At 57.2% G+C, this 23,290-nt stretch carries 21 protein-coding genes; 8 read left to right on the top strand and 13 right to left on the bottom strand.

Translation table 11 applies throughout. The annotated features are described in order from the left end of the window. Positions 1-32: 32 nt before the first annotated feature. Together serA and rpiA are read right to left on the bottom strand one after the other, a co-directional pair. Positions 33-1,271: a phosphoglycerate dehydrogenase gene (gene serA, locus AFK66_RS02870; protein ID WP_007777992.1), complete on the bottom strand. Its 1,239-nt coding sequence runs from the start codon at positions 1,269-1,271 to the stop codon at positions 33-35. A gap of 269 nt (positions 1,272-1,540) precedes the next feature. Continuing rightward, the gene (rpiA, locus tag AFK66_RS02865) at positions 1,541-2,200 is read right to left on the bottom strand and encodes a ribose-5-phosphate isomerase RpiA (protein ID WP_007796106.1); all 660 of its coding nucleotides are present in this window, start codon (positions 2,198-2,200) and stop codon (positions 1,541-1,543) included. 167 nt (positions 2,201-2,367) lie between these two features. Between rpiA and argP the strand changes: the two genes are divergently transcribed. Continuing rightward, a complete protein-coding gene (gene argP, locus AFK66_RS02860) occupies positions 2,368-3,261 on the top strand; it encodes a DNA-binding transcriptional regulator ArgP (RefSeq protein ID WP_007701437.1) in 894 nt (297 codons plus the stop codon). A 28-nt stretch (positions 3,262-3,289) separates the two neighbouring features. On the opposite strand, the gene AFK66_RS02855 is transcribed toward argP, so the two are convergent. From AFK66_RS02855 to epd, 6 genes are all read right to left on the bottom strand, one after another. Beyond that, positions 3,290-4,087: an oxidative stress defense protein gene (locus AFK66_RS02855; RefSeq protein ID WP_007777998.1), complete on the bottom strand. Its 798-nt coding sequence runs from the start codon at positions 4,085-4,087 to the stop codon at positions 3,290-3,292. Positions 4,088-4,191: 104 nt separating this feature from the next. Then, complete coding sequence (argO, locus tag AFK66_RS02850; RefSeq protein ID WP_007778001.1) at positions 4,192-4,827, bottom strand: arginine exporter ArgO; 636 nt, start codon at positions 4,825-4,827, stop codon at positions 4,192-4,194. Positions 4,828-4,972: 145 nt separating this feature from the next. Further along, positions 4,973-5,911: a small-conductance mechanosensitive channel MscS gene (locus AFK66_RS02845; protein ID WP_023898033.1), complete on the bottom strand. Its 939-nt coding sequence runs from the start codon at positions 5,909-5,911 to the stop codon at positions 4,973-4,975. 188 nt (positions 5,912-6,099) lie between these two features. Further along, positions 6,100-7,176, bottom strand: a complete 1,077-nt coding sequence (fbaA, locus tag AFK66_RS02840) for a class II fructose-bisphosphate aldolase (protein WP_004385649.1) — start codon at positions 7,174-7,176, stop codon at positions 6,100-6,102. A gap of 96 nt (positions 7,177-7,272) precedes the next feature. After that, positions 7,273-8,436: a phosphoglycerate kinase gene (gene pgk, locus AFK66_RS02835; RefSeq protein ID WP_004385648.1), complete on the bottom strand. Its 1,164-nt coding sequence runs from the start codon at positions 8,434-8,436 to the stop codon at positions 7,273-7,275. 76 nt (positions 8,437-8,512) lie between these two features. Then, positions 8,513-9,532: an erythrose-4-phosphate dehydrogenase gene (epd, locus tag AFK66_RS02830; RefSeq protein WP_007778006.1), complete on the bottom strand. Its 1,020-nt coding sequence runs from the start codon at positions 9,530-9,532 to the stop codon at positions 8,513-8,515. Positions 9,533-9,885: 353 nt separating this feature from the next. Here epd and AFK66_RS02825 point away from each other — a divergent pair, with 353 nt between their 5' ends. Next, positions 9,886-11,022: an ADP-ribosylglycohydrolase family protein gene (locus AFK66_RS02825; RefSeq protein WP_007778007.1), complete on the top strand. Its 1,137-nt coding sequence runs from the start codon at positions 9,886-9,888 to the stop codon at positions 11,020-11,022. 55 nt (positions 11,023-11,077) lie between these two features. On the opposite strand, the gene tkt is transcribed toward AFK66_RS02825, so the two are convergent. Beyond that, a complete protein-coding gene (gene tkt, locus AFK66_RS02820; RefSeq protein WP_007778008.1) occupies positions 11,078-13,069 on the bottom strand; it encodes a transketolase in 1,992 nt (663 codons plus the stop codon). Positions 13,070-13,349: 280 nt separating this feature from the next. On the opposite strand from tkt, the gene loiP reads away from it, so the two are divergent. After that, on the top strand, positions 13,350-14,108 hold the full coding sequence (loiP, locus tag AFK66_RS02815) for a metalloprotease LoiP (RefSeq protein ID WP_004385643.1): 759 nt from the start codon (positions 13,350-13,352) through the stop codon (positions 14,106-14,108). A 108-nt stretch (positions 14,109-14,216) separates the two neighbouring features. Here the strand turns inward: loiP and speB are convergent, their stop codons facing one another. The 4 genes from speB to AFK66_RS23205 all read right to left on the bottom strand — a co-directional run bounded on the left by speB (position 14,217) and on the right by AFK66_RS23205 (position 17,710). Next, complete coding sequence (gene speB / locus AFK66_RS02810; protein ID WP_007778017.1) at positions 14,217-15,137, bottom strand: agmatinase; 921 nt, start codon at positions 15,135-15,137, stop codon at positions 14,217-14,219. A 223-nt stretch (positions 15,138-15,360) separates the two neighbouring features. Next, positions 15,361-17,337, bottom strand: a complete 1,977-nt coding sequence (gene speA, locus AFK66_RS02805; protein WP_032968410.1) for a biosynthetic arginine decarboxylase — start codon at positions 17,335-17,337, stop codon at positions 15,361-15,363. Further along, positions 17,330-17,476 carry an acid stress response protein YqgB gene (gene yqgB, locus AFK66_RS20980; protein ID WP_139155640.1) on the bottom strand — a complete coding sequence of 49 codons (147 nt, stop codon included), beginning with the start codon at positions 17,474-17,476 and terminating at the stop codon, positions 17,330-17,332. The genes speA and yqgB overlap by 8 nt, the downstream gene beginning before the upstream one ends. Positions 17,477-17,563: 87 nt before the next feature. Beyond that, positions 17,564-17,710 (bottom strand): hypothetical protein, encoded by a 147-nt coding sequence (locus AFK66_RS23205; protein ID WP_419715444.1) that lies wholly within the window; start codon positions 17,708-17,710, stop codon positions 17,564-17,566. 420 nt (positions 17,711-18,130) lie between these two features. Between AFK66_RS23205 and metK the strand changes: the two genes are divergently transcribed. The 5 genes from metK to rsmE all read left to right on the top strand — a co-directional run bounded on the left by metK (position 18,131) and on the right by rsmE (position 23,282). After that, a complete protein-coding gene (metK, locus tag AFK66_RS02800) occupies positions 18,131-19,285 on the top strand; it encodes a methionine adenosyltransferase (protein WP_004385637.1) in 1,155 nt (384 codons plus the stop codon). Positions 19,286-19,695: 410 nt separating this feature from the next. Further along, positions 19,696-21,090, top strand: coding sequence for a sugar porter family MFS transporter (locus AFK66_RS02795; protein WP_007778030.1), 1,395 nt, complete (start codon positions 19,696-19,698; stop codon positions 21,088-21,090). A gap of 90 nt (positions 21,091-21,180) precedes the next feature. After that, positions 21,181-21,681, top strand: coding sequence for a SprT family zinc-dependent metalloprotease (locus AFK66_RS02790; protein WP_004385635.1), 501 nt, complete (start codon positions 21,181-21,183; stop codon positions 21,679-21,681). Positions 21,682-21,769: 88 nt separating this feature from the next. Beyond that, a complete protein-coding gene (endA, locus tag AFK66_RS02785; protein WP_007849015.1) occupies positions 21,770-22,477 on the top strand; it encodes a deoxyribonuclease I in 708 nt (235 codons plus the stop codon). A 73-nt stretch (positions 22,478-22,550) separates the two neighbouring features. Beyond that, positions 22,551-23,282 (top strand): 16S rRNA (uracil(1498)-N(3))-methyltransferase, encoded by a 732-nt coding sequence (gene rsmE / locus AFK66_RS02780; protein ID WP_004385633.1) that lies wholly within the window; start codon positions 22,551-22,553, stop codon positions 23,280-23,282. Positions 23,283-23,290 lie beyond the last annotated feature (8 nt).

The following is a 23,290-nucleotide window of genomic DNA, read 5'->3' as shown; positions in this document are numbered from 1 at the left end:
GCAGGCCGGGTAAAATGCCCGGCCTTATCGCATCAGTACAGCAGACGCGCGCGGATCGTGCCCTGAATCGCTTTCATGCTTTGCAGCGCGTTGTACGCGACATCTTCCGGCGCATCCACATCAATCACCACATAACCCATCTGCGGCGTGGTTTGCAGATACTGCGCCGCGATGTTGACGCCCTGCTCGGCGAAGATCTGGTTGATGGCGGTCAGCACGCCCGGGCGGTTTTCATGAATATGCAGCAGACGGCTGACGCTGCCACCGTGCAGCGGCAGAGAAACTTCCGGGAAATTCACCGCCGAGAGCGTAGAGCCGTTGTCGGAGTATTTCGCCAGTTTGCCCGCCACTTCCAGACCGATATTTTCCTGCGCTTCCTGGGTGGAACCGCCGATGTGCGGCGTCAGGATCACGTTGTCGAACTCGCACAGCGGCGAGTTAAACGGATCGCTGTTGGTCGCAGGCTCGACCGGGAAAACGTCAATCGCGGCACCGGCCAGATGTTTGCTGGAGAGCGCCTCGCACAGCGCCGGGATATCGACCACCGTACCGCGCGCGGCGTTGATCAGCAGCGCGCCGGGCTTCATCAGCGCCAGCTCTTCGGCACCAATCATATTTTTGGTGGACGCGTTTTCCGGCACGTGCAGGCTCACTACGTCGCTCATATTGAGCAGATCGGAGAGATGCTGCACCTGCGTGGCGTTACCGAGCGGCAGCTTGCTTTCGATATCGTAGAAAAAGACATTCATCCCCAGCGATTCCGCGAGGATACCGAGCTGGGTGCCGATATGGCCGTAGCCGATAATGCCGAGTTTTTTACCACGCGCTTCAAACGAGCCGGTCGCCAGTTTGTTCCAGATGCCGCGATGCGCTTTAGCGTTCGCTTCAGGAATGCCGCGCAGCAGCAGCAACAGCTCGCCAATCACCAGCTCGGCCACCGAGCGGGTGTTGGAGAACGGCGCGTTAAAGACCGGAATGCCGCGCTTCGCCGCCGCGTCCAGATCCACCTGGTTGGTGCCGATGCAGAAGCAGCCGACCGCCACCAGTTTTTCCGCCGCGGCAAAAATCTCTTCAGTCAGATGAGTACGGGATCGCAGGCCGATAAAGTGCGCATCGCGGATGGACGCTTTCAGCTGTTCGCTGTCAAGCGCGCCCTTGTGGTATTCGATATTGGTATAACCTGCGGCACGCAGGCTATCGATGGCTTTCTGGTGAACCCCTTCCACCAGCAAGAATTTAATTTTGTCTTTCTCCAGCGATACTTTTGCCATTTCCCGACCCTGTCTTGTCTGAACTGTTATGAAGCTGAAATAAGCCAGCCTTCTGCCAACATATCAAAATTTGCGTTCCCGGCAATATGAACGTTTGCGTCACGACGTTGAAGAAACATCACGCAGAGATAAAAGGCAGAAGAAAATGTTGCAGGGCAGAAATATGACGGAAGGATTAACAGGATGGAAACAAAAATGTGAGAGATGTCACCAAATTTAACGCAGGGGAATTTTTTTAACCGTAGGGGCGCCGGAGCGCCCCAGTCAGATCATTTTACAATGGTTTTCACGCCATCGGCGGTGCCGATGAGCGCCACATCCGCGCCGCGGTTGGCAAACAAGCCGACGGTGACGACGCCCGGAATGCCGTTAATGGCGTTCTCCAGCGCGATCGGGTCGAGAATGGTTAAACCGTAAACGTCCAGAATAACGTTGCCGTTATCCGTCACCACACCCTGGCGATACTCCGGGCGTCCGCCGAGCTTCACCAGCTGACGCGCGACCGCGCTGCGGGCCATCGGGATCACTTCCACCGGTAGCGGGAAAGTGCCAAGCACATCCACCTGTTTGGACGCATCCGCGATACAGATGAACTTTTGCGCCACCGACGCGATGATTTTCTCGCGCGTCAGCGCCGCGCCGCCGCCTTTGATCATCTGCATCTGGCCGTTGATTTCATCTGCGCCATCGACATAGATGCCCAGAGAATCCACTTCATTAAGATCGAAAACGGTAATGCCTAAGCTTTTAAGCTTCGCGGTGGAGGCGTCAGAGCTGGAAACCGCGCCTTCAATCTCGTTTTTCATGGTGCCCAGCGCGTCGATAAAATGCGCGGCGGTGGAGCCTGTGCCTACGCCGACAATCGTGCCCGGCTCGACATACTTCAGTGCGGCCCAGCCGACGGCTTTTTTAAGTTCATCCTGCGTCATGAGAGTTTTGCCTGTGGTGTAAAAACTGTGCCGCATTATAAAACAACCCGCCACGCAATGGGGGAGTCATTCTGCGGCACAGCTCCGATGTTTGCGTTTGGGTCTGTATCCGGTGCAAATTTATGTCATAGTGCGGAACATAACGAGACAGGGAGCACACCAGAGAGATGAAACGCCCGGACTACCGAACACTACAGGCGCTGGATGCGGTAATAAGAGAGCGCGGGTTTGAGCGTGCCGCACAAAAGCTGTGTATTACGCAGTCCGCCGTGTCACAACGTATTAAACAGCTGGAAAACACCTTCGGCCAGCCGCTGCTGGTGCGCACCGTACCGCCGCGCCCGACCGAGCAAGGGCAAAAGCTGCTGGCTCTGCTGCGCCAGGTTGAACTGCTGGAAGAAGAGTGGCTGGGCGATGAACAGACAGGTTCGACGCCGCTGCTGCTGTCGCTCGCGGTCAACGCCGACAGTCTCGCGACCTGGCTTTTGCCTGCTCTTGCCCCCGTGCTGGCGGATTCGCCGGTGCGTCTCAATTTGCAGGTGGAAGATGAAACCCGCACCCAGGAGCGGCTGCGCCGCGGTGAAGTGGTCGGCGCGGTGAGTATTCAGCCGCAGGCGCTGCCAAGCTGCCTTGTCGATCAGCTGGGCGCGCTGGACTATCTCTTCGTCGCCTCGAAACCTTTTGCCGATCGCTACTTTCCGAACGGCGTGACGCGCGCGTCGCTCCTGAAAGCGCCCGCCGTCGCGTTCGACCATCTGGATGATATGCATCAGGCGTTTTTACAGCAGAATTTCGATCTGCCGCCGGGCAGTGTGCCCTGCCACATCGTTAACTCGTCAGAAGCCTTCGTACAGCTGGCTCGCCAGGGCACGACCTGCTGTATGATCCCGCATCTGCAGATAGAAAAAGAGCTGCAAAGCGGTGAGCTTATCGATCTTACGCCTGGGCTGTACCAGCGCCGGATGCTTTTCTGGCACCGCTTCGCGCCGGAAAGCCGGATGATGCGCAAAGTCACCGACGCGCTGCTGGATTACGGGCGCAAAGTGCTGCGTCAGGATTAAAAAACCCGCCAGATGGCGGGTTTTTCACTTACTGCTGGGATGGCGCGTTAGTCGCCGCAGGCGCAGTGCCCTGGTTTGCCGTACCATTCTGGTTCGGCGTACCGCTCTGTGCCTGGGAAGGCTGGAGTTCAAACACCACATCCACCTGATCGTCGAACTGGATCGTCTGCTGATCGTAGGTGTCCTGCGCGGAAGCCGGCGCTGCCGCTTCGGCTTTCATCATCCGCATCATCGGCGTCGGCTGGTAGTTAGAGACGTGGTAGCGCACGCTGTAAACCGGGCCAAGCTTGCTGTTAAAGCCGCTCGCCAACTGCTGCGCCTGGCGTACCGCGTCGTCGATGGCCGCTTTACGGGCTTTATCTTTATACTCATCCGGGTGCGCCACGCCTAAGGAGACGGAGCGGATCTCATTCAGGCCCGCTTTGAGCGCGCCATCCAGCAGCTCGTTCAGTTTATCGAGCTTGCGCAACGTCACGTCGACGGTGCGTACCGCGCGATAACCTTTCAGCTGGGTTTTGCCATCCTTGAGATACTCATATTCCGGCTGGGTGCGCAGGTTAGCGGCGTTAACGTCTTTTTTCTCCACGCCGTTGTTCTGCAGAAAAGTCAGGTACTGCCCTACCCGCTCGTCCGCCTGCTTTTTCGCCGCCGCCGCGTCTTTCGCGGAAACATTAACTTCAATAGCCAGCGTCGCGATATCCGGTACCGCATCCACGCTCGCCGTGCCGGAGGTGACGATATGCGGGCCGTTGGGCAGTTCATTCGCCTGAACGGACGCCGCGCCTAAACCAATCATTGCCGCAAGGGCCATCACTTTAAACTTCACTGTTCTTCCTCCATGCTGCGTGCAAGTAAAACCGCCCGCCAGAGAGTGTCGGGCATCTGCCTGCAAGCTTAGCGGTTCAGTGCCGAATGTCCATCAGAGAAGGCTTAGAGGCCGAGCGCGGACAGATATTCTATCCCTTCGCGCATCAGCTGGAAGGCGATAATCCACATCACCAGCCCCACCAGCAGATTAATCGTCCGTTGCGCCCCTGCGGTGCGAAGCCGCGGCGCAAGCCAGGCGGCAAGCAGCGCAAGGCTGAAGAACCAGACAACAGACGCGCTGATGGTGCCAAGCGCAAAGGCGCGCTTCGGTATGGCGTCAAGCTGCCCGCCCAGGCTGCCGAGCACCACAAAGGTGTCGAGATAAACGTGCGGATTAAGCCAGGTCACCGCGAGCATCGTGGTGATGATACGCAGCCTGCCCTGTTTGAGAACGTCTGCCGATGCCAGCTCCGGGTTGCCTGCCAGCGCGGTTTTCAGCGCCCCGAAACCGTACCACAGCAAAAACGCCACGCCGCCCCACGTCACCAGCGCCAGCAGCCAGGGCGACTGCATCAGGATCGCGCTTCCGCCAAAAATCCCGGCGCAAATCAGGACGACATCGCTCAGCGCGCAGAGCGAGGCGATCATCAGATGATACTGGCGGCGGATGCCCTGGTTTAATACAAAAGCGTTTTGCGGGCCGAGCGGTAAAATCATCGCGGCGCCAAGGGCAAGCCCCTGAAAATAAAAACTTAACACGTTGCGTTCCTGAAGAATGGCTATGACAGGCGCTCAGTGTAAGGGCTGCTTTTCATTAGAAAAAACGAATAATTTTAATCACCAATAAGTAACGCTAATAAGAAGGAATAAAAAAACGGCCTGCGCATGGCAGACCGTCCTGAGTTTACTGGCCGTCGGCCGGTTTTTCTTTCGGCGCGTCAGGCTGCGTAATAATTGCAGACTGCGACGCTTGCGGCTGCGCGTTCTCTTCAGTCTCGTTTTTCACCGGCTTGTAATGCACATCCATCTGCGGGTAAGGAATACCGATACCGTTGGCATCCAGCGTTTTCTTGATGCGCTCCAGCACGTCCCAGTAAACCTCCTGCAGATCGCTGCTCTTACTCCACACGCGAATGACAAAGTTCACGGACGACGCGCCCAGCTCGTTCATGCGCACCGTCATTTCACGATCTTTCAGGATGCGCTCATCGGACTGGATAATCTCGGTCAGCAGCGCGCGCACTTTATCGATATCCGCGTCGTAAGACACACCAATGATAAATTCGTTACGACGTACCGGCTCGCGGGAAAAGTTAATGATGTTGCCCGCGATGATTTTCCCGTTCGGCACCACGACGATACGGCCATCTGGCGTACGCAGCGTGGTGGAGAAGATCTGCACATGCAACACGGAACCGGCGACACCGCCGAGATCGACATATTCTCCCGCGCGGAACGGACGGAACGTGACCAGCAGCACGCCTGCCGCGAGGTTTGAAAGCGACCCCTGCAGCGCAAGACCAACGGCCAGACCGGCGGCACCGAGAACGGCGATGACAGACGCCGTCTGCACGCCGACGCGGCCCAGCGCGGCAATCAGCGTAAATGCGATGATCCCATAGCGCACCAGAGCCGAGAGGAAATCCGCCACGGTAGCGTCGATATGACGGGCGATCATGACGCGGTTAAGCGTATTGGAGATGGCGCGCGCCACAATCATCCCGACGATAATAATGGCGATGGCCGCCACAATGTTGACCGCGTAGCTGATAAGCAGCGCCTGGTTGCGCACCAGCCAGCCGCCGGCGTTATTAATACTGTCTATTACGTGTAAATCATCCATTCGACATCCTTTCCCCTGGTCGGGTGATTAATAAACTGCCGGTTTACGGCAGCGCCAGTCGTTAAAGGGTAAACAAAACCCCGCCGCTCTGCCAGTCGGCCACCCGTCAATCAGATTCCGGTATGTTGCTATTGCCAAAAGAAAAGCCCACCAGAGGTGGGCTTTTTCAGATGACGCTGTAAGCGAGATTACAGTACGTCTACCGCGTTCAGTTCTTTGAACGCCTGCTCCAGACGAGTCACCATGCTGGTCTGCGCAGCGCGCAGCCATACGCGCGGATCGTAGTATTTCTTGTTCGGCTGGTCTTCGCCTTTCGGGTTGCCCAGCTGACCCTGCAGGTAAGCTTCGTTTTCTTTGTAGTACTTCAGAATACCTTCCCAGGTGGCCCACTGGGTGTCGGTATCGATGTTCATTTTGATTACGCCGTAGCTGACGGAATCTTTGATTTCCTGAGCGGAAGAACCGGAACCGCCGTGGAAGACGAAGTTCAGGCTGTTGTGCGGCAGGTTGTGTTTTTTGGAAACATATTCCTGAGAGTCGCGCAGGATGGTCGGGGTCAGTTTTACGTTACCCGGCTTGTAAACGCCGTGTACGTTACCGAAGGAGGCCGCGATGGTGAAACGGTGGCTGATCGCGTTCAGTTTGGTGTACGCGTAGTCAACGTCTTCCGGCTGGGTGTAGAGCGCGGAAGCGTCCATATGGCTGTTGTCCACGCCATCTTCTTCACCGCCGGTGCAGCCCAGTTCGATTTCCAGGGTCATGCCCATTTTGGACATGCGCTCCAGGTATTTGGAGCAGATTTCGATGTTCTCTTCCAGAGACTCTTCAGACAGGTCGATCATGTGAGAAGAGAACAGCGGTTTGCCGGTAGCGGCAAAGTGTTTTTCACCCGCGTCCAGCAGGCCGTCGATCCACGGCAGCAGTTTCTTCGCGCAGTGGTCGGTGTGCAGGATAACCGGCACGCCGTAGTGTTCAGCCATCTGGTGAACGTGATGCGCGCCAGAGATAGCGCCCAGAATGGCTGCCTGCTGGCCTTCGCCTTTGAAGCCTTTGCCTGCGATAAACGCGGCACCGCCGTTAGAGAACTGAACGATAACCGGCGCTTTAACTTTCGCAGCGGTTTCCAGAACGGCGTTGATGGAATCGGTACCCACGCAGTTAACTGCCGGCAGCGCAAAGTTGTTCTCTTTAGCTACCTGGAATACTTTCTGTACGTCGTCGCCAGTGATGACGCCCGGTTTTACGAAATCAAAAATTTTAGACATATTGCGTTGTCCTGTATGTGTATCTTCGACCGTTGAAAAGGGTAAGCGAGCTGTCAGGCGCGCTGAAAAACAGGCGGGATGCCCCGCCTGCTTAGATTATTTCTTTGCGCGCTCTTCGAGCATCGCAACTGCCGGCAGAACTTTGCCTTCCACGAATTCGAGGAATGCGCCGCCGCCAGTGGAGATGTAGGAGATCTTGTCGGCGATGCCGAACATATCGATAGCCGCCAGGGTATCGCCTCCGCCTGCGATGGAGAACGCGTCGCTTTCAGCGATAGCGCGAGCCACGATTTCGGTGCCTTTACGGAAGTTCGGGAACTCGAACACGCCCACCGGGCCGTTCCACAGAATCGTTTTGGCGTTTTTCAGGATTTCAGCCAGTTTCTCAGCGGAAACGTCGCCCATATCCAGGATCTGCTCTTCATCTTTGATTTCAGTAACAGATTTCAGGGTAGCCGGCGCGGTTTCAGAGAACTCGGTCGCTACGCGAACGTCGGTCGGAACCGGGATGTCGCAGGTGCCCAGCAGGCGTTTCGCTTCATCAACCAGATCCGCTTCGTACAGGGATTTGCCGACGTTGTGGCCCTGGGCTGCCACGAAGGTGTTGGCGATGCCGCCGCCTACGATCAGCTGGTCAGCGATTTTAGACAGGGAGTCCAGTACGGTCAGTTTGGTAGAAACTTTAGAACCACCCACGATAGCAACCATCGGGCGAGCCGGCTCTTTCAGCGCTTTACCCAGCGCGTCCAGTTCTTCTGCCAGCAGCGGGCCTGCGCACGCCACGTCAGCGAATTTCGCGACACCGTGAGTGGAAGCCTGCGCGCGGTGCGCGGTACCAAAGGCGTCCATTACGAACACGTCGCACAGGGACGCGTATTTTTTCGCCAGAGTTTCGTCGTCTTTCTTCTCGCCTTTGTTAAAGCGAACGTTTTCTAAAACGACCAGCTCGCCTTCAGCCACTTCAACGCCGTCGAGGTAGTCTTTCGCCAGGCGAACCGGGGAGTTCAGTTTGTCTTTCAGGTAGTTAACTACCGGCAGCAGAGAGAATTCTTCGTTGTATTCGCCTTCAGTCGGGCGGCCCAGGTGGGACGTCACCATCACTTTAGCGCCCTGTTTCAGAGCCAGTTCGATGGTCGGCAGGGAGGCGCGGATACGCGCGTCAGAGGTAACTTTGCCCTCTTTTACCGGAACGTTGAGATCGGCACGGATCAGAACGCGTTTACCTGCCAGATCCAGATCGGTCATCTTAATTACAGACATGGTGAATCCTCTCGTTGATTCTTAAAGTTTTGCAGACACCATACGCACAGGCCACAGGGCCGTAACGCATGAAATCTTACCTGAAACCAATAGCTGCCATCGCTAACGTCGTGTCGAGCATCCGGTTAGCGAAGCCCCATTCGTTATCGCACCAGACCAGTGTTTTAATCAGGTGCGCTCCACTCACCCGTGTCTGGGTGCCATCCACAATGGCGCTGTGCGGATCGTGGTTAAAATCTGTTGAGACCAACGGTAATTCCGTATAGTCAACTATACCATGAAATGCACCCTGTGCCGCTTTTTGCAGCAACAGGTTGACTTCATGGGCTTTTACCGGTTTTTGCACAGTCACGCTTAAATCAATGGCCGTCACATTAATGGTAGGCACGCGCACCGCAATTGCCTCAAAGCGGTCATGAAATTTAGGAAAAATACGCGTTATACCGGCGGCAAGCTTAGTATCGACCGGAATGATGGACTGACTGGCCGCGCGAGTGCGGCGCAGGTCCGGATGATAAGCGTCGATAACCTGTTGATCGTGCATGGCGGAATGGATGGTCGTCACGGTGCCGGATTCTATACCGAACGCGTCGTCCATCAGCTTGATAATCGGAATAATGCAGTTGGTGGTGCAGGAGGCGTTAGAAACAATGCAATGCTCAGCGCGCAGCGCCGCTTCATTAACGCCGTAAACGACGGTGGCGTCGAGATCGTTGCCGCCCGGGTGTGAGAACAGCACTTTGCGCGCGCCAGCTTCAAGATGAGCGACGCCATCGGCGCGGCTGCCGTAAACGCCGGTGCAATCGAGCACCACGTCCACATCCAGCGCTTTCCAGGGCAGCGCGTTAATGTCGCGTTCATGCAGCAGACGAATAACATCGTTGCCTATCCAGAGTTGCTCGCCTTCCTGACGAACATCCCACGCGAAGCGGCCGTGGCTGGTGTCATATTTCAGCAAATGCGCCATGCCCGCAGCGTCGGCCAGCTCATTAATGGCGACCACACTGATTTCTGCGCGACGGCCGGACTCATACAACGCACGAACTACGTTGCGCCCGATGCGACCGAAGCCATTAATCGCTACGCGTAAGGTCATATATCTCCTGCCAGAATCCCGGATGTGAAGGAGCTGACAGAGTAATGCAGCCACCTTTGAAGGGGAATCCTCGCCCGTCACAAACTACAACCGTTTGATGGATTGTCGAACAATCAGCCGACTGAAACGCTTCAGCAAGAATAAGCGAAACGTGGAATAAAAGGAATGATACCGCGGCGAAATGACACTAACTTCTGACCTGCATCACATTTTTTCTGGAATAAATTCCACCATCACACCTGTCTGTGAGAATGACGGGCAGAAATAAACCATAACGGGAGTCAATAACGTCGTTACGCGCCCGTCGCCGCATCCTACAATGGTCACGGCTCCACACTAGCAAAGGGATAGTTATGGCGTATCCAGAAGAGTACGAAAACGCAGGAAGTCTCGCCTCTCTGCGCGCGCGGTTTCGCGGCTGTTTGCTCGGCGGTGCCGTGGGCGATGCGCTCGGCGGACCGGTGGAATTTTTACGGCTTGCGGAAATCACCGCGCGCTTCGGGGCACAGGGCGTCACGGATTATGAATACGTATGGGGCGGCATCGGGAAAATCACGGACGATACGCAGATGACGCTCTTTACCGCCGAAGGATTGCTGCGGGCCTGGATGCGCGCGGCGATGCGCGGCATCGGTCCGTCGTTCACCGGTGTGACCGCTCACGCGTATTTGCGCTGGCTGCTGACGCAGGACGAGCGCAACCGCCACAAACTACTGGATAAGACGCAGATATCCGGCTGGCTTATCGGGCATAACGCCCTCTTCCATGCCCGCGCGCCGGGCAACACATGCCTTAATGCGCTGCGCGAGATGCGCGCCTTTGGCGAACCGGCCCGTAACGACAGCAAGGGCTGCGGCGGCGTTATGCGCGTGGCACCGGTGGGGCTTTTTTACGTGCGTTACCCGGGCGGCGATTTACTGAAAGCGGCGTTTGACACCGGTTGCCAGCTCGCCGCGCTCACGCACGGTCATCCGACCGGCTATCTCACCGGTGGTGTGCTGGCAGCGCTGGTTTTGCAGCTCGTTCAGGGCGAATCCCTTGACGCTGCGCTGACGCGCTCGCTGGATTTACTGAAAAACGCGCCGCAGCATGAAGAAACATGGCGAGCGCTGGAGCAGGCGCGCTCGCTCGCCGCAGGGCCGATCGCCCCGCAGGAGGCTATTAAAACACTGGGTGAAGGCTGGGTGGCGGAAGAGGCGCTCGCTATCGCGCTGTTTTGCGCGCTGCGCGCCCGCTCGTTTGAAGAGGGCGTACTGATGGCGGTAAACCACGACGGCGATTCCGACTCCACCGGCGCGATAGCCGGGAACCTGCTCGGTGCGATGAACGGTATTACGGCCATACCGGAAACATGGCTGGCGCGGCTTGAGCTTAACGCGGTGATTCAGGAAATGGCGGATGATTTGCTGGACTACCGCGACTGGCCGGTCTCTGACTACGATAACTCATCGTTTGCCATCGCGTTGCGGGAAAAATATCCGGGCGACTGAGTCAAAAAAAACGGGAGGCGCTGGCCTCCCGTTCGTTTTATAACGCTATGCGCGATTACAGCAGCGCTTTCGCCTTGCTTACCACGTTTTCTACGGTAAAGCCGAACTCTTCGAACAGCTGCTCAGCCGGTGCGGATTCACCGAAGGTGGTCATACCGACGATAGCGCCGTTCAGGCCAACGTATTTGAACCAGTAGTCGGCGATGCCCGCTTCGATAGCCACGCGCGCGCTGACCGCTTTCGGCAGCACAGCTTCGCGGTAAGCGGCATCCTGCTTGTCGAAGACATCGGTGGACGGCATGGAAACCACGCGCGCTTTCACGCCTTCTGCAGCCAGTTTATCGGCAGCGGCAACAGCCAGTTCAACTTCAGAGCCGGTAGCGATGAAGATGATTTGCGGCTGACCGTCGCAATCTTTCAGGATGTAGGCTCCGCGGGCGATATCCGCCAGCTGCTGCTCGCTACGTTCCTGCTGCGCCAGGTTCTGACGGGAGAAGATAAGCGCCGTCGGGCCATCGTGGCGCTCAACCGCGTATTTCCACGCTACCGCAGATTCCACCTGGTCGCACGGACGCCATGTGCTCATGTTCGGGGTCACGCGCAGCGCCGCCAGCTGTTCAACCGGCTGGTGGGTCGGGCCATCTTCGCCAAGACCGATGGAGTCGTGGGTGTAGACCATCACCTGACGCTGTTTCATCAGCGCAGCCATACGCACCGCGTTACGGGCATATTCCACAAACATCAGGAAGGTGGAGGTGTACGGCAGGAAACCGCCGTGCAGCGCGATGCCGTTCGCGATAGCGGTCATGCCGAACTCGCGCACCCCGTAGTGAATGTAGTTGCCTGCGGCATCTTCATTAATCGCTTTAGAGCCAGACCAGATGGTCAGGTTGCTCGGCGCGAGATCCGCAGAGCCGCCCAGGAATTCCGGCAGCAGTTTGCCGAAGGCTTCGATAGCGTTCTGAGAGGCTTTACGGCTGGCGATTTTCGCCGGGTTCGCCTGCAGGTTCGCGATGAACTCCTGCGCTTTCGCCGCGAAATCTGCCGGCATTTCGCCTTTCATGCGGCGGGTGAATTCAGCGGCTTCCTGCGGGAATGCTTTCGCGTAGGCCGCGAATTTTTCGTTCCAGGCGCTCTCTTTGGCCTGACCCATCTCTTTGGCATCCCACTGCGCGTAGATTTCCTGCGGGATCACAAACGGCTCATATTTCCAGCCCAGTTGTTCGCGGGTCGCGGCCACTTCGGCGTCGCCCAGCGGCGCGCCGTGAGAATCATGGGTGCCTGCTTTGTTCGGCGAGCCGAAACCGATAACGGTTTTGCACATCAGCAGAGACGGTTTGTCGGTAACAGAACGCGCTTCTTCAATGGCGCGCTTGATGGAATCGGCGTCGTGGCCGTCCACGCCGCGCACCACGTGCCAGCCGTAGGCTTCAAAGCGTTTCGCGGTATCGTCGGTGAACCAGCCTTCAATGTGGCCGTCGATGGAGATGCCGTTGTCATCGTAGAACGCCACCAGCTTGCCGAGGCCCAGCGTACCGGCCAGCGAGCAGACTTCGTGGGAGATGCCTTCCATCATGCAGCCGTCGCCCAGGAAGGCGTAGGTGTAGTGGTCAACAATGTCATGCCCTGGGCGGTTAAACTGCGCCGCCAGCGTACGCTCGGCGATAGCCATACCGACCGCGTTCGCGATCCCCTGCCCCAGCGGACCGGTGGTGGTTTCCACGCCCGGCGTGTAGCCGACTTCCGGGTGGCCCGGCGTTTTGGAATGCAGCTGACGGAAGTTCTTCAGCTCTTCGATCGGCAGATCGTAACCGGTGAGGTGCAGCAGGCTGTAAATCAGCATGGAGCCGTGACCGTTGGACAGCACGAAGCGGTCGCGGTCAGCCCAGGACGGGTTCTGCGGGTTATGGTTCAGGAAATCACGCCACAGGACTTCGGCAATGTCAGCCATGCCCATCGGGGCACCCGGATGGCCGGATTTGGCTTTTTGTACTGCGTCCATGCTGAGCGCACGAATAGCATTGGCAAGCTCTTTACGAGAGGACATTTTGACTCCAGATCGGATAGTTGAAGGCCACGCCTTGTTAACGGCTTGACTACTACGCGTTATGGGCTACGCCCGAAAAAGTGTCCCACAATGTAACCCAAGCGGATGGGCATGTACATGGAGCATCCTTTTGTTCGCTAAGAAATCTCTGGAAGCCGCTCGCAGTTTGCGCAACCTACTCGCCGCAGGTGCGCAAACCTCTTTATACTAAGCCGCAAGCCAGCGAAGCCGTTTCGCGGCGACAATAACGAAAACCTCAATGGAGCGTGGAAGCATAACGATGAAAATGCGCGCGATAGTACTGAGCATGACCGCAGCAGCCCTGCTGAGCGGCTGCCAAAACATGAATTCCAACGGCCTGCTAAGCTCAGGCGCCGAGGCGTTCCAGGCCTACACCTTAAGCGACGCGCAGGTAAAAGCGCTGAGTGACGAAGCCTGTAAATCGCAGGACAGCAAAGCGAAAATCGCGCCAGCGAACAGCCAGTATACGCAGCGCCTGAACAAAATCGCCGCGGCGCTTGGCGATAACATCAACGGCCAGCCGGTGAACTACAAGGTTTACGAAGAAAAAGACGTTAACGCCTTCGCGATGGCGAACGGCTGCATCCGCGTTTACAGCGGTCTGATGGACATGATGAACGATAACGAAGTGGAAGCGGTGATCGGCCATGAAATGGGCCACGTCGCGCTGGGCCACGTGAAGCGCGGCATGCAGGTGGCGCTGGGCACCAACGCGCTGCGCGGTGCGGCGGCTTCTGCGGGAGGTATTGTGGGCAGCCTGTCGCAGTCGCAACTGGGCGAGCTTGGCGAACAGCTGGTGAACGCGCAGTTCTCGCAGCGTCAGGAATCGGAAGCGGATGACTACTCTTACGACCTGCTGCGTAAACGCGGTATTAACCCGTCAGGGCTTGCCACCAGCTTTGAGAAACTCGCGAAGCTGGAAAAAGGCCGTCAGAGCTCCATGTTTGACGATCACCCGGCCTCGGAAGCGCGCGCGCAGCACATTCGCGATCGCATGAAGGCGGACGGGCTGAAATAAGCGGCTTTCGTTATATAAAAGAAAACGCCGGACAGGGTGTCCCCTTGTCCGGCGTTTTTGCGAATACTGTCAGCCCGGCAAGCATTACGCTACCGGGCCTGGCGCAAATTACTCGCCTTTTTTCGCCGCCTGGATGTAGAGCATTTCCAGCGCCAGCGTTGCCGCGGCCAGCGCGGTGATATCAGACTGGTCGTATGCTGGTGCCACTTCCACGATATCCATCCCGACGATGTTCAGACCCTGAATGCCACGCAGCAGTTTCAGCGCGCGATCGGAGGTCAGGCCGCCGATCACCGGCGTGCCGGTGCCCGGTGCGAACGCCGGATCCAGGCAGTCGATGTCGAACGTCAGGTATACCGGCATGTCGCCGACGATCTGTTTCACCTGAGCGACTACGTCATCAACGGTGCGGTCGTTCACCTGCGGCGCATCCAGCACGGTAAAGCCGTTGTCTTTGTCGAATTCAGTACGGATGCCAATCTGCACGGAGCGGGTCGGATCGATCAGACCCTCGTTCGGCGCGGTGTAGAACATGGTGCCGTGGTCAAATTCACAGCCGTTCGCGTAGGTGTCGGTATGCGCGTCGAAATGCACCAGCGCCATTTTACCGAAATGCTTCGCGTGGGCGCGCAGCAGCGGCAGCGTCACGAAGTGGTCACCGCCGAAAGAGAGCATACGCTTACCGGCCGCCAGCAGTTTTTCCGCGTGCGCCTGGAGTTTCTCGCTCATCTCGCGCGCGTCGCCGAACGCGTAAACCAGATCGCCGCAGTCCACGACGTTCAGGCGCTTACGCATATCGAAGTTCCACGGGAAGCGGTTGCCTTCCCACGCGAGGTTGGTGGATACCTGGCGGATAGCGGCAGGTCCGAAGCGGCTGCCCGAACGGCCGGAGGTGGCCATATCGAACGGAATACCGGTGATCACCCACTCGGCGTCGCTGTCATACGGCATGAAATTCAACGGCAGGCGTAAAAAACCAAAGGCGTTGGAAACCAGGGAGTTGTCGTACTGATGGCCTAAGGTATTCATGAATCTGACCTCTTTTTAAGGTTGAGACGTGGGATAAAAAAAATCCCCTCCGCGTCGTTAAACCCGACGAGGAAGGGATGGATTCGTGTAGAGCGTATTGGCGCGGATTATCGCCAGATTTTCGTTCAGGTTCAATAGCGCGCGGATCATGCTCGTCAGTATAGAACAGGAAATTCCGCTGCGTGTTTTTTAGCCTCCCGACCAGCGGGAGGCTAAGACCTGATTACTCGTCTTCGAGATAGGTGTAGCCGTACAGGCCGCTCTCGAACTCTTCCAGGAACTGCTGTTGCAGCGCGGCATCCAGATCGGTCTGTTTGACCTGATCGCGGAAGTGCGTCAGCAGCGTATCCGGGTCGAGCTGAACGTAACGCAGCATATCCGCCACGGTGTCGCCTTCATCGGAAAGCTCCACTTCCACGCTGCCATCCGGGAACACAAACACGTCCACCGCTTCGGTATCGCCGAAGAGGTTATGCATGTTGCCCAGAATCTCCTGGTACGCGCCCACCATAAAGAAGCCCAGCGGCGGCGGGTTTTCCGGATCGTATTCCGGCAGCGGCATGGTGGTCGCGATGCCGTCGCCATCGACGTAGTGATCGATGGTGCCATCGGAATCGCAGGTAATATCGAGCAGCACGCCACGGCGCGTCGGCGCGTGGTTCAGACCTTCCAGTGGCAATACCGGGAAAAGCTGATCGATACCCCAGGCATCCGGCATCGACTGGAACAGCGAGAAGTTGACGTAAATCTTATCCGCCATGCGCTCCTGCAGTTCGTCGATAATCGGGCGATGCGCGCGGTTTTGCGGATCGAGCTGTTTCTGCACTTCCTGGCACAGGCTCAGATAGAGCTGTTCCGCCCAGGCGCGATCCTGGAGCGAATATGAGCCCGAAGAATAACCGATATGAATATCGTGCAGATCCATCTGGCTATCGTGCAGCCACTCGCGCAGCGAACGGCGCGTGCCCGGCTCGTGCATCTCCTGCCAGGTTTCCCACATGCTTTGCAGCGGGCGCGGCGCGTCTTCAGACGGCGCAGTCGGCTCGGTATATTCGTTACGCTCAACGCCGATGATATTGGAGACCAGCACAGTGTGGTGCGCCGTTACCGCGCGGCCCGATTCGGTGATAACCGTCGGGTGCGGCAGGCCGTTTTCTTCACACGCGTCGCCGATGGCCCAGATAATGTTGTTCGCGTATTCGTTCAGGCCATAGTTGACCGAGCAGTCAGACTGCGAGCGCGTACCTTCATAGTCCACGCCCAGACCACCGCCCACGTCGAAGCACTGAATATTCACGCCAAGCTTGTGCAGTTCCACATAGAAACGGGCGGATTCACGCACGCCGGTGGCGATATCGCGGATATTCGCCATCTGGGAACCCAGGTGGAAGTGCAGCAGTTGCAGGCTGTCGAGACGATTGGCCTCGCGCAGCATCTCAACCAGTTGCAGCACCTGCGTCGCCGCCAGGCCGAACTTCGATTTTTCGCCGCCGGAAGATTGCCATTTGCCGGATCCCTGCGAGGCGAGACGCGCACGCACGCCAAGACGCGGGATCACATTCAGGCGTTCAGCTTCTTCCAGCACGATTTTGATTTCCGACATCTTCTCGATGACCAGATAGACCTTGTGGCCCATCTTCTCGCCGATCAGCGCCAGGCGAATGTATTCGCGGTCTTTATAGCCGTTACAGACGATAACGCTACGGGTCATGCCCGCGTGCGCCAGTACCGCCATCAGCTCCGCTTTGGAGCCCGCTTCCAGGCCCAGCGGCTCGCCAGAATGGATCAGCGATTCAATGACGCGACGATGCTGGTTGACCTTGATTGGGTAGACCAGGAAGTAGTCGCCGTTATAGCCGTAGGATTCACGGGCGCGCTTAAACGCCGCGTTAATAGAACGCAGGCGATGTTGCAGGATCTGCGGGAAGCAGAACAGCGCAGGCAGGCGCTGGCCCTGAGCTTCACGCTCTTTTACCAGCTTCGCGAGATCGACGCGCGCTTCGGGGACGTCAGGATCCGGGCAAACGCTGATATGGCCCAGTTCGTTAACGTCGTAGTAGTTATTGCCCCACCAGGCAATATTGTAAGTACGCAGCATCTTGCTGGCTTCCTGGGAGCTCATTGCAACCTCCTGCATGGAACGTAGTACACCCTGTTCGCCCGCTGACGAAGGCGAAGATGAAAAGATGTCGTCAGACATAGCGAACCTCAAATTTTGTCGAAAGTGTAAAACAGTTAACTACTATCGCAGCGTTACACTGTGATAACAACCCATAAACAGCAGAGTAATCCAGCACATAGTGCTGACCACCCTGCCGCGCGACCGGTTTCTTATTCATATCATTGTAAAACACGTAACCGAACTCCGTGTGACGGGTCGGCGAAACCACGAGAAAACTCCTGACGTCAGGAGAGCCCTTGTTCAGTTATCGCAAGCCGTGACCGGCCCGGGAATCCTGAGAAGCGCCGAGATGGGTAGAACATCGGCAGGTTTGCAAAAAAGAGATGCAGGTTGCGGGGGAAAAGCGCACGCCAGAACGGCATGGCAGATTAAGCGAATAACGGCGGTTCATTATCTGGTATCACCTCCACGGCAGCCCTTGTAGACCGGCGATAAGCCAAAGCTAAAAATCACTCTCAGCCCGGCTGGAAGTGGCGACACGGAGACTGTTTCCGTGCGCTTTTTTGCAGGAGCCGCGCGCGCCGTTTTATACCGGGAACACAAATAAAAAGCAAAACAAAAAAGCGCCGTTTGCCGTCCTTGTCAGGAATTCTTGCCAGCGCGGCGGTAAACGCGTTGGTCATCGTCGCAAAAACTGCTGGAAATCGGCTTAAGATTTAACCTAGAATAGCCGTCCAGATGTTAATCCATCTATACTGATTAACACTTAGCCTTCCTGTGTGTTTACCTGCATGGCCGCAGAATTTTCTTCTTAGATGGCACCGACACACGGTATGCTGAGCTAATTGATTTATCCAGGGTGATACAAAACATGGCAAAACACCTTTTTACTTCTGAATCTGTCTCAGAAGGACATCCCGATAAAATTGCGGACCAGATCTCCGATGCAGTGCTGGACGCCATTCTTGAGCAGGATCCGAAAGCACGCGTAGCCTGCGAAACGTACGTGAAAACCGGTATGGTGCTGGTCGGCGGTGAAATTACCACCAGCGCGTGGGTCGATATCGAAGAGATTACCCGCAATACCGTACGCGAAATCGGCTACGTTCATTCCGACATGGGCTTTGACGCCAACTCCTGCGCCGTACTGAGCGCCATCGGCAAACAGTCTCCGGACATCAACCAGGGCGTTGACCGCACCGATCCGCTCGAGCAGGGCGCGGGCGACCAGGGCCTGATGTTCGGCTATGCCACCAACGAAACCGACGTGCTGATGCCTGCGCCGGTGACCTACGCGCACCGTCTGGTACAGCGTCAGGCCGAAGTGCGTAAAAACGGCACGCTGCCGTGGCTGCGCCCGGATGCGAAAAGCCAGGTGACGTTCCAGTACGATGGCGGCAAAATCGTGGGTATCGATGCGGTTGTCCTTTCCACACAGCATGCGGAAGACATCGAGCAGAACGTTCTGCACGACGCCGTTATGGAAGAGATCATCAAGCCGGTTCTGCCTGCGGAATGGCTGAATGAATCCACCAAATATTTCATCAACCCGACGGGCCGTTTCGTTATCGGCGGGCCTATGGGTGACTGCGGCCTGACTGGTCGTAAGATCATCGTTGATACCTACGGCGGCATGGCGCGTCACGGTGGCGGCGCGTTCTCCGGTAAGGATCCGTCTAAAGTTGACCGTTCCGCAGCCTATGCGGCGCGTTATGTCGCGAAAAACATCGTGGCTGCAGGCCTGGCTGACCGTTGTGAAATCCAGGTTTCCTACGCCATCGGCGTCGCAGAGCCGACCTCCATCATGGTTGAAACGTTCGGCACCGAGAAAATTGCCACCGAGCAGCTCACCCTGCTGGTGCGTGAGTTCTTCGACCTGCGTCCGTACGGCCTGATCCAGATGCTGGATCTGCTGCACCCGATCTACAAAGAGACCGCCGCTTACGGTCACTTTGGTCGCGAACACTTCCCGTGGGAAAAAACCGACAAAGCGCAGCTGCTGCGCGACGCTGCCGGTCTGAAATAATTCCTGCGTGGTGCTCAAAGGCCAGCCTTGTGCTGGCCTTTTGCTTTTTGGGCGGTATAGCGCCCTGCCCCTTCTTCTTTACCGTCAGCAGCTATACTTTCTGCCATCGCGACGGACACGATCTTACTGAAACCGATTACATGAGCAGGAAAAGCGGCGTTTTTTCGGAATTGTCTATACGCAAACGCTCCTTCTGCGGTCTGTTACATCCCGCTTCGGTTTAGTCTGAATTCCTCTCCGCCGCTTCGTTTCTGGCTACACTAATTAACTGATTAAAAAAGGGATAAGCGCTTTACAGAAGCTGACACTAGTGTAACCGATTACACGCACGTGACTGATATCACATATTTTTACGTTACGCTAACTTACCCTTTACCACGATAAAACCAATAACCCAACTGGAGGGCAGTATGCCTGACAATAAAAAACAGGGGCGTTCACACAAGGCCATGACGTTCTTCGTCTGCTTTCTGGCGGCTCTGGCAGGACTTCTTTTCGGCCTCGACATCGGCGTCATTGCGGGCGCGCTGCCCTTCATCGCCAAAGATTTTAATATCACGCCACATCAACAGGAGTGGGTGGTCAGCTCCATGATGTTCGGTGCTGCGGTCGGCGCGGTTGGCAGCGGCTGGCTCTCTTCGCGTCTCGGGCGTAAATACAGCCTGATGATTGGTTCCGTGCTGTTCGTTATCGGCTCCCTCTGCTCGGCGTTCGCGCCAAATGTGGAAGTGCTGATTATCTCCCGCGTGTTACTGGGCCTTGCGGTCGGTATCGCCTCTTACACCGCGCCGCTGTACCTCTCTGAAATCGCGCCGGAGAAAATCCGCGGCAGTATGATTTCTATGTATCAGCTGATGATCACCATCGGTATTCTGGGTGCGTATCTTTCTGACACCGCGTTCAGCTACAGCGGCGCCTGGCGCTGGATGCTCGGGGTTATCACTATCCCGGCCATCCTGCTGCTGATTGGCGTTTTCTTCCTGCCGGACAGCCCACGCTGGTTCGCCGCGAAACGTCGCTTCCACGACGCCGAGCGCGTTCTGCTGCGCCTGCGTGATTCCAGCGCCGAAGCCAAACGCGAGCTGGAAGAGATTCGCGAAAGCCTGAAGGTGAAACAGGGCGGCTGGGCGCTGTTTAAAGACAACAGCAACTTCCGCCGCGCAGTGTTCCTCGGCATTCTGTTGCAGGTGATGCAGCAGTTCACCGGGATGAACGTCATCATGTATTACGCGCCGAAAATCTTTGAACTGGCGGGTTACTCCAACACCACAGAGCAGATGTGGGGCACCGTGATTGTCGGCCTGACCAACGTCCTGGCGACCTTTATCGCCATCGGCCTGGTTGACCGCTGGGGCCGTAAGCCGACGCTGATTCTGGGCTTTATCGTCATGGCCGCCGGTATGGGCATTCTCGGCACCATGCTGCACATGGGCATCGACAGCCCGGCAGGCCAGTACTTCGCCGTCGCGATGCTGCTGATGTTCATCATCGGTTTCGCCATGAGCGCCGGCCCGCTGATTTGGGTGCTGTGCTCTGAAATTCAGCCGCTGAAAGGCCGCGATTTCGGCATCACGCTCTCCACCACGACCAACTGGATTGCGAACATGATCGTCGGTGCGACCTTCCTCACCATGCTCAACACGCTGGGCAACGCGCCGACCTTCTGGGTCTACGCCGGTCTCAACCTGTTCTTCATCGTGCTGACCGTACTGCTGATACCGGAAACCAAGCACGTGTCGCTGGAGCATATCGAGCGTAATCTGATGCAGGGCCGTAAACTGCGCGACATCGGTTCAAACGACTAAGCCTGACCTTGCCGCCCGTTCATGCGGGCGGCATGCGCAAGGGGCTGCCGCCTCTTGCGCCCATCCCCTCCTCAGTTCTATCCTCTCGCTATGAAAACCCCACGTCTTCCCATCGCCATTCAACAGGCCGTAATGCGCAGCCTGCGCGACGCGCTCGCACGCGCTAATCTCAAACTTGGCCGCAACTACCCGGAGCCAAAACTGGTCTATCAACAGCGCGGCACAGCGGCGGGTACCGCCTGGCTCGAAAGCTATGAAATCCGCTTAAATCCGGTACTGCTGATGGAAAACCAGCAGGCGTTTATTGATGAAGTGGTGCCGCACGAGCTGGCGCACCTGCTGGTCTGGAAACATTTCGGCCGCGTGCCGCCGCACGGCAAAGAGTGGAAATGGATGATGGAAAGCGTGCTCGGCGTTCCGGCGCGCCGTACGCATCAGTTTGAGCTCGATTCGGTGCGTGCTAACACCTTCCCCTACCGCTGCCGCTGTCAGCAGCATCAACTGACTGTGCGCCGTCATAACCGCGTCGTACGCGGCGAAACCCAGTACCGCTGCGTGCGCTGCGGCGATACGCTCGTCGCAGAAAACTGACGCCTTCAGGAAATTTCTGGCAATAACCGATTGCTTCCGGCGCCCGCCTTCGTTACGTTGCGAACACCTTCGGACAAGGAGCTGGAAGATGTCTCGCAAAATTACACTGGCGGCGGCGCTGTGCGTCGCCTTTGCCGCGCCCGCTGCGCTGGCGTCCGGTATTCATAGTTTCAGCCAGGCCAAAGCGGCTGGCGTGAAAATCAACGCCGACGCGCCTGGCGATTTCTACTGCGGCTGCCCGATTACCTGGCAGGGCAAAAAGGGGATCCCCGATCTCAAAGCCTGCGGCTATCAGGTGCGGAAAAACGAAAACCGCGCGTCGCGCATTGAATGGGAACACGTGGTGCCCGCGTGGCAGTTCGGCCACCAGCGTCAGTGCTGGCAGGATGGCGGACGGAAAAACTGCGATAAAGACCCGGTTTATCGCGAAATGGAAACCGATCTTCATAACCTGCAACCCGCCGTCGGCGAAGTGAACGGCGATCGCGGCAATTTCCTTTACAGCCAGTGGCGCGGCGGGGAAGGCCAGTACGGCCAGTGCGAAATGAAAGTCGACTTTAAAAATAAACAGGCCGAGCCGCCTGCCCGCGCACGCGGCGCTATCGCGCGTACCTATTTCTATATGCGCGATAAATATCAGCTCAACCTGTCGCGCGCCCAGACGCAGCTTTTCGAGGCCTGGAACAAGCTCTACCCGGTGACGCCGTGGGAGTGTACCCGCGACGAACGCATCGCGAAGGTGCAGGGCAACCATAACCCCTACGTACAGCAGGCTTGCCAGGGGCAAAACCGCTAACCTACACTACCGGGCAATTGTTAATGCAGGGCTTGCCGCGCGATGCCGCAAGCCCGTTTACCGGAAAATGCCCATGCGAATTCCCCGCATCTATCACCCCGAGCCGCTGGTCGTCGGGCGTGAAATCGCTCTTGATGAAGACGCCGCGAACCACGTTGGCCGCGTGCTGCGCATGAGCGCAGGCCAGGCGCTGCAACTGTTCGACGGCAGCAACCATGTCTTTGCCGCTGAAATCACGCAGGCGAGCAAAAAAAGCGTGCTGGTGAATGTGGTGAGCCGTGAAGAGGCGAACCGCGAATCGCCGCTCTTTTTACATCTCGGCCAGGTGATGTCGCGCGGCGAGAAGATGGAATTCACCATCCAGAAGTCGATTGAGCTTGGAGTCAGCGTCATTACCCCGCTATTTTCAGAGCGCTGCGGCGTTAAGCTTGATGAAGAGCGCCTCAATAAAAAGCTGCAACAGTGGCAGAAAATCGCGATTGCCGCCTGCGAGCAGTGCGGTCGCAACGTGGTGCCGGAAATCCGCCCGGCAATGGATCTCGAAGCCTGGTGCGCCGAGCCGGACAGCGGCCTTAAGCTCAATCTTCACCCGCGCGCCGCGCACAGCATCAACACGCTGCCACAGCCCGTTGAGCGCGTGCGTCTGCTGATTGGCCCGGAAGGCGGCCTTTCCGCTGACGAAATTGCCATGACCGCACGTTACCAGTTTACTGATATCCTGTTAGGACCACGCGTTTTGCGCACAGAGACCACTGCGCTCACCGCCATCACCGCACTGCAGGTGCGCTTTGGCGATCTGGGCTAAAGGAGAAA

This window comes from Cronobacter malonaticus LMG 23826 (genome assembly GCF_001277215.2).
Taxonomy (GTDB): Bacteria; Pseudomonadota; Gammaproteobacteria; order Enterobacterales; family Enterobacteriaceae; genus Cronobacter; species Cronobacter malonaticus.
This window is presented reverse-complemented; position numbering and strand designations above follow the sequence as displayed.

Bases quoted from the DNA above. Each gene is read 5' to 3' on its own strand.
- serA (WP_007777992.1), bottom strand. From the start codon at position 1,271: ATGGCAAAAGTATCGCTGGAGAAAGACAAAATTAAATTCTTGCTGGTG.
- rpiA (WP_007796106.1), bottom strand. From the start codon at position 2,200: ATGACGCAGGATGAACTTAAAAAAGCCGTCGGCTGGGCCGCACTGAAG.
- argP (WP_007701437.1), top strand. From the start codon at position 2,368: ATGAAACGCCCGGACTACCGAACACTACAGGCGCTGGATGCGGTAATA.
- AFK66_RS02845 (WP_023898033.1), bottom strand. From the start codon at position 5,911: ATGGATGATTTACACGTAATAGACAGTATTAATAACGCCGGCGGCTGG.
- fbaA (WP_004385649.1), bottom strand. From the start codon at position 7,176: ATGTCTAAAATTTTTGATTTCGTAAAACCGGGCGTCATCACTGGCGAC.
- pgk (WP_004385648.1), bottom strand. From the start codon at position 8,436: ATGTCTGTAATTAAGATGACCGATCTGGATCTGGCAGGTAAACGCGTT.
- epd (WP_007778006.1), bottom strand. From the start codon at position 9,532: ATGACCTTACGCGTAGCGATTAATGGCTTCGGTCGCATCGGGCGCAAC.
- AFK66_RS02825 (WP_007778007.1), top strand. From the start codon at position 9,886: ATGGCGTATCCAGAAGAGTACGAAAACGCAGGAAGTCTCGCCTCTCTG.
- tkt (WP_007778008.1), bottom strand. From the start codon at position 13,069: ATGTCCTCTCGTAAAGAGCTTGCCAATGCTATTCGTGCGCTCAGCATG.
- loiP (WP_004385643.1), top strand. From the start codon at position 13,350: ATGAAAATGCGCGCGATAGTACTGAGCATGACCGCAGCAGCCCTGCTG.
- speB (WP_007778017.1), bottom strand. From the start codon at position 15,137: ATGAATACCTTAGGCCATCAGTACGACAACTCCCTGGTTTCCAACGCC.
- speA (WP_032968410.1), bottom strand. From the start codon at position 17,337: ATGTCTGACGACATCTTTTCATCTTCGCCTTCGTCAGCGGGCGAACAG.
- yqgB (WP_139155640.1), bottom strand. From the start codon at position 17,476: ATGAATAAGAAACCGGTCGCGCGGCAGGGTGGTCAGCACTATGTGCTG.
- AFK66_RS23205 (WP_419715444.1), bottom strand. From the start codon at position 17,710: ATGAACCGCCGTTATTCGCTTAATCTGCCATGCCGTTCTGGCGTGCGC.
- metK (WP_004385637.1), top strand. From the start codon at position 18,131: ATGGCAAAACACCTTTTTACTTCTGAATCTGTCTCAGAAGGACATCCC.
- AFK66_RS02795 (WP_007778030.1), top strand. From the start codon at position 19,696: ATGCCTGACAATAAAAAACAGGGGCGTTCACACAAGGCCATGACGTTC.
- AFK66_RS02790 (WP_004385635.1), top strand. From the start codon at position 21,181: ATGAAAACCCCACGTCTTCCCATCGCCATTCAACAGGCCGTAATGCGC.
- endA (WP_007849015.1), top strand. From the start codon at position 21,770: ATGTCTCGCAAAATTACACTGGCGGCGGCGCTGTGCGTCGCCTTTGCC.
- rsmE (WP_004385633.1), top strand. From the start codon at position 22,551: ATGCGAATTCCCCGCATCTATCACCCCGAGCCGCTGGTCGTCGGGCGT.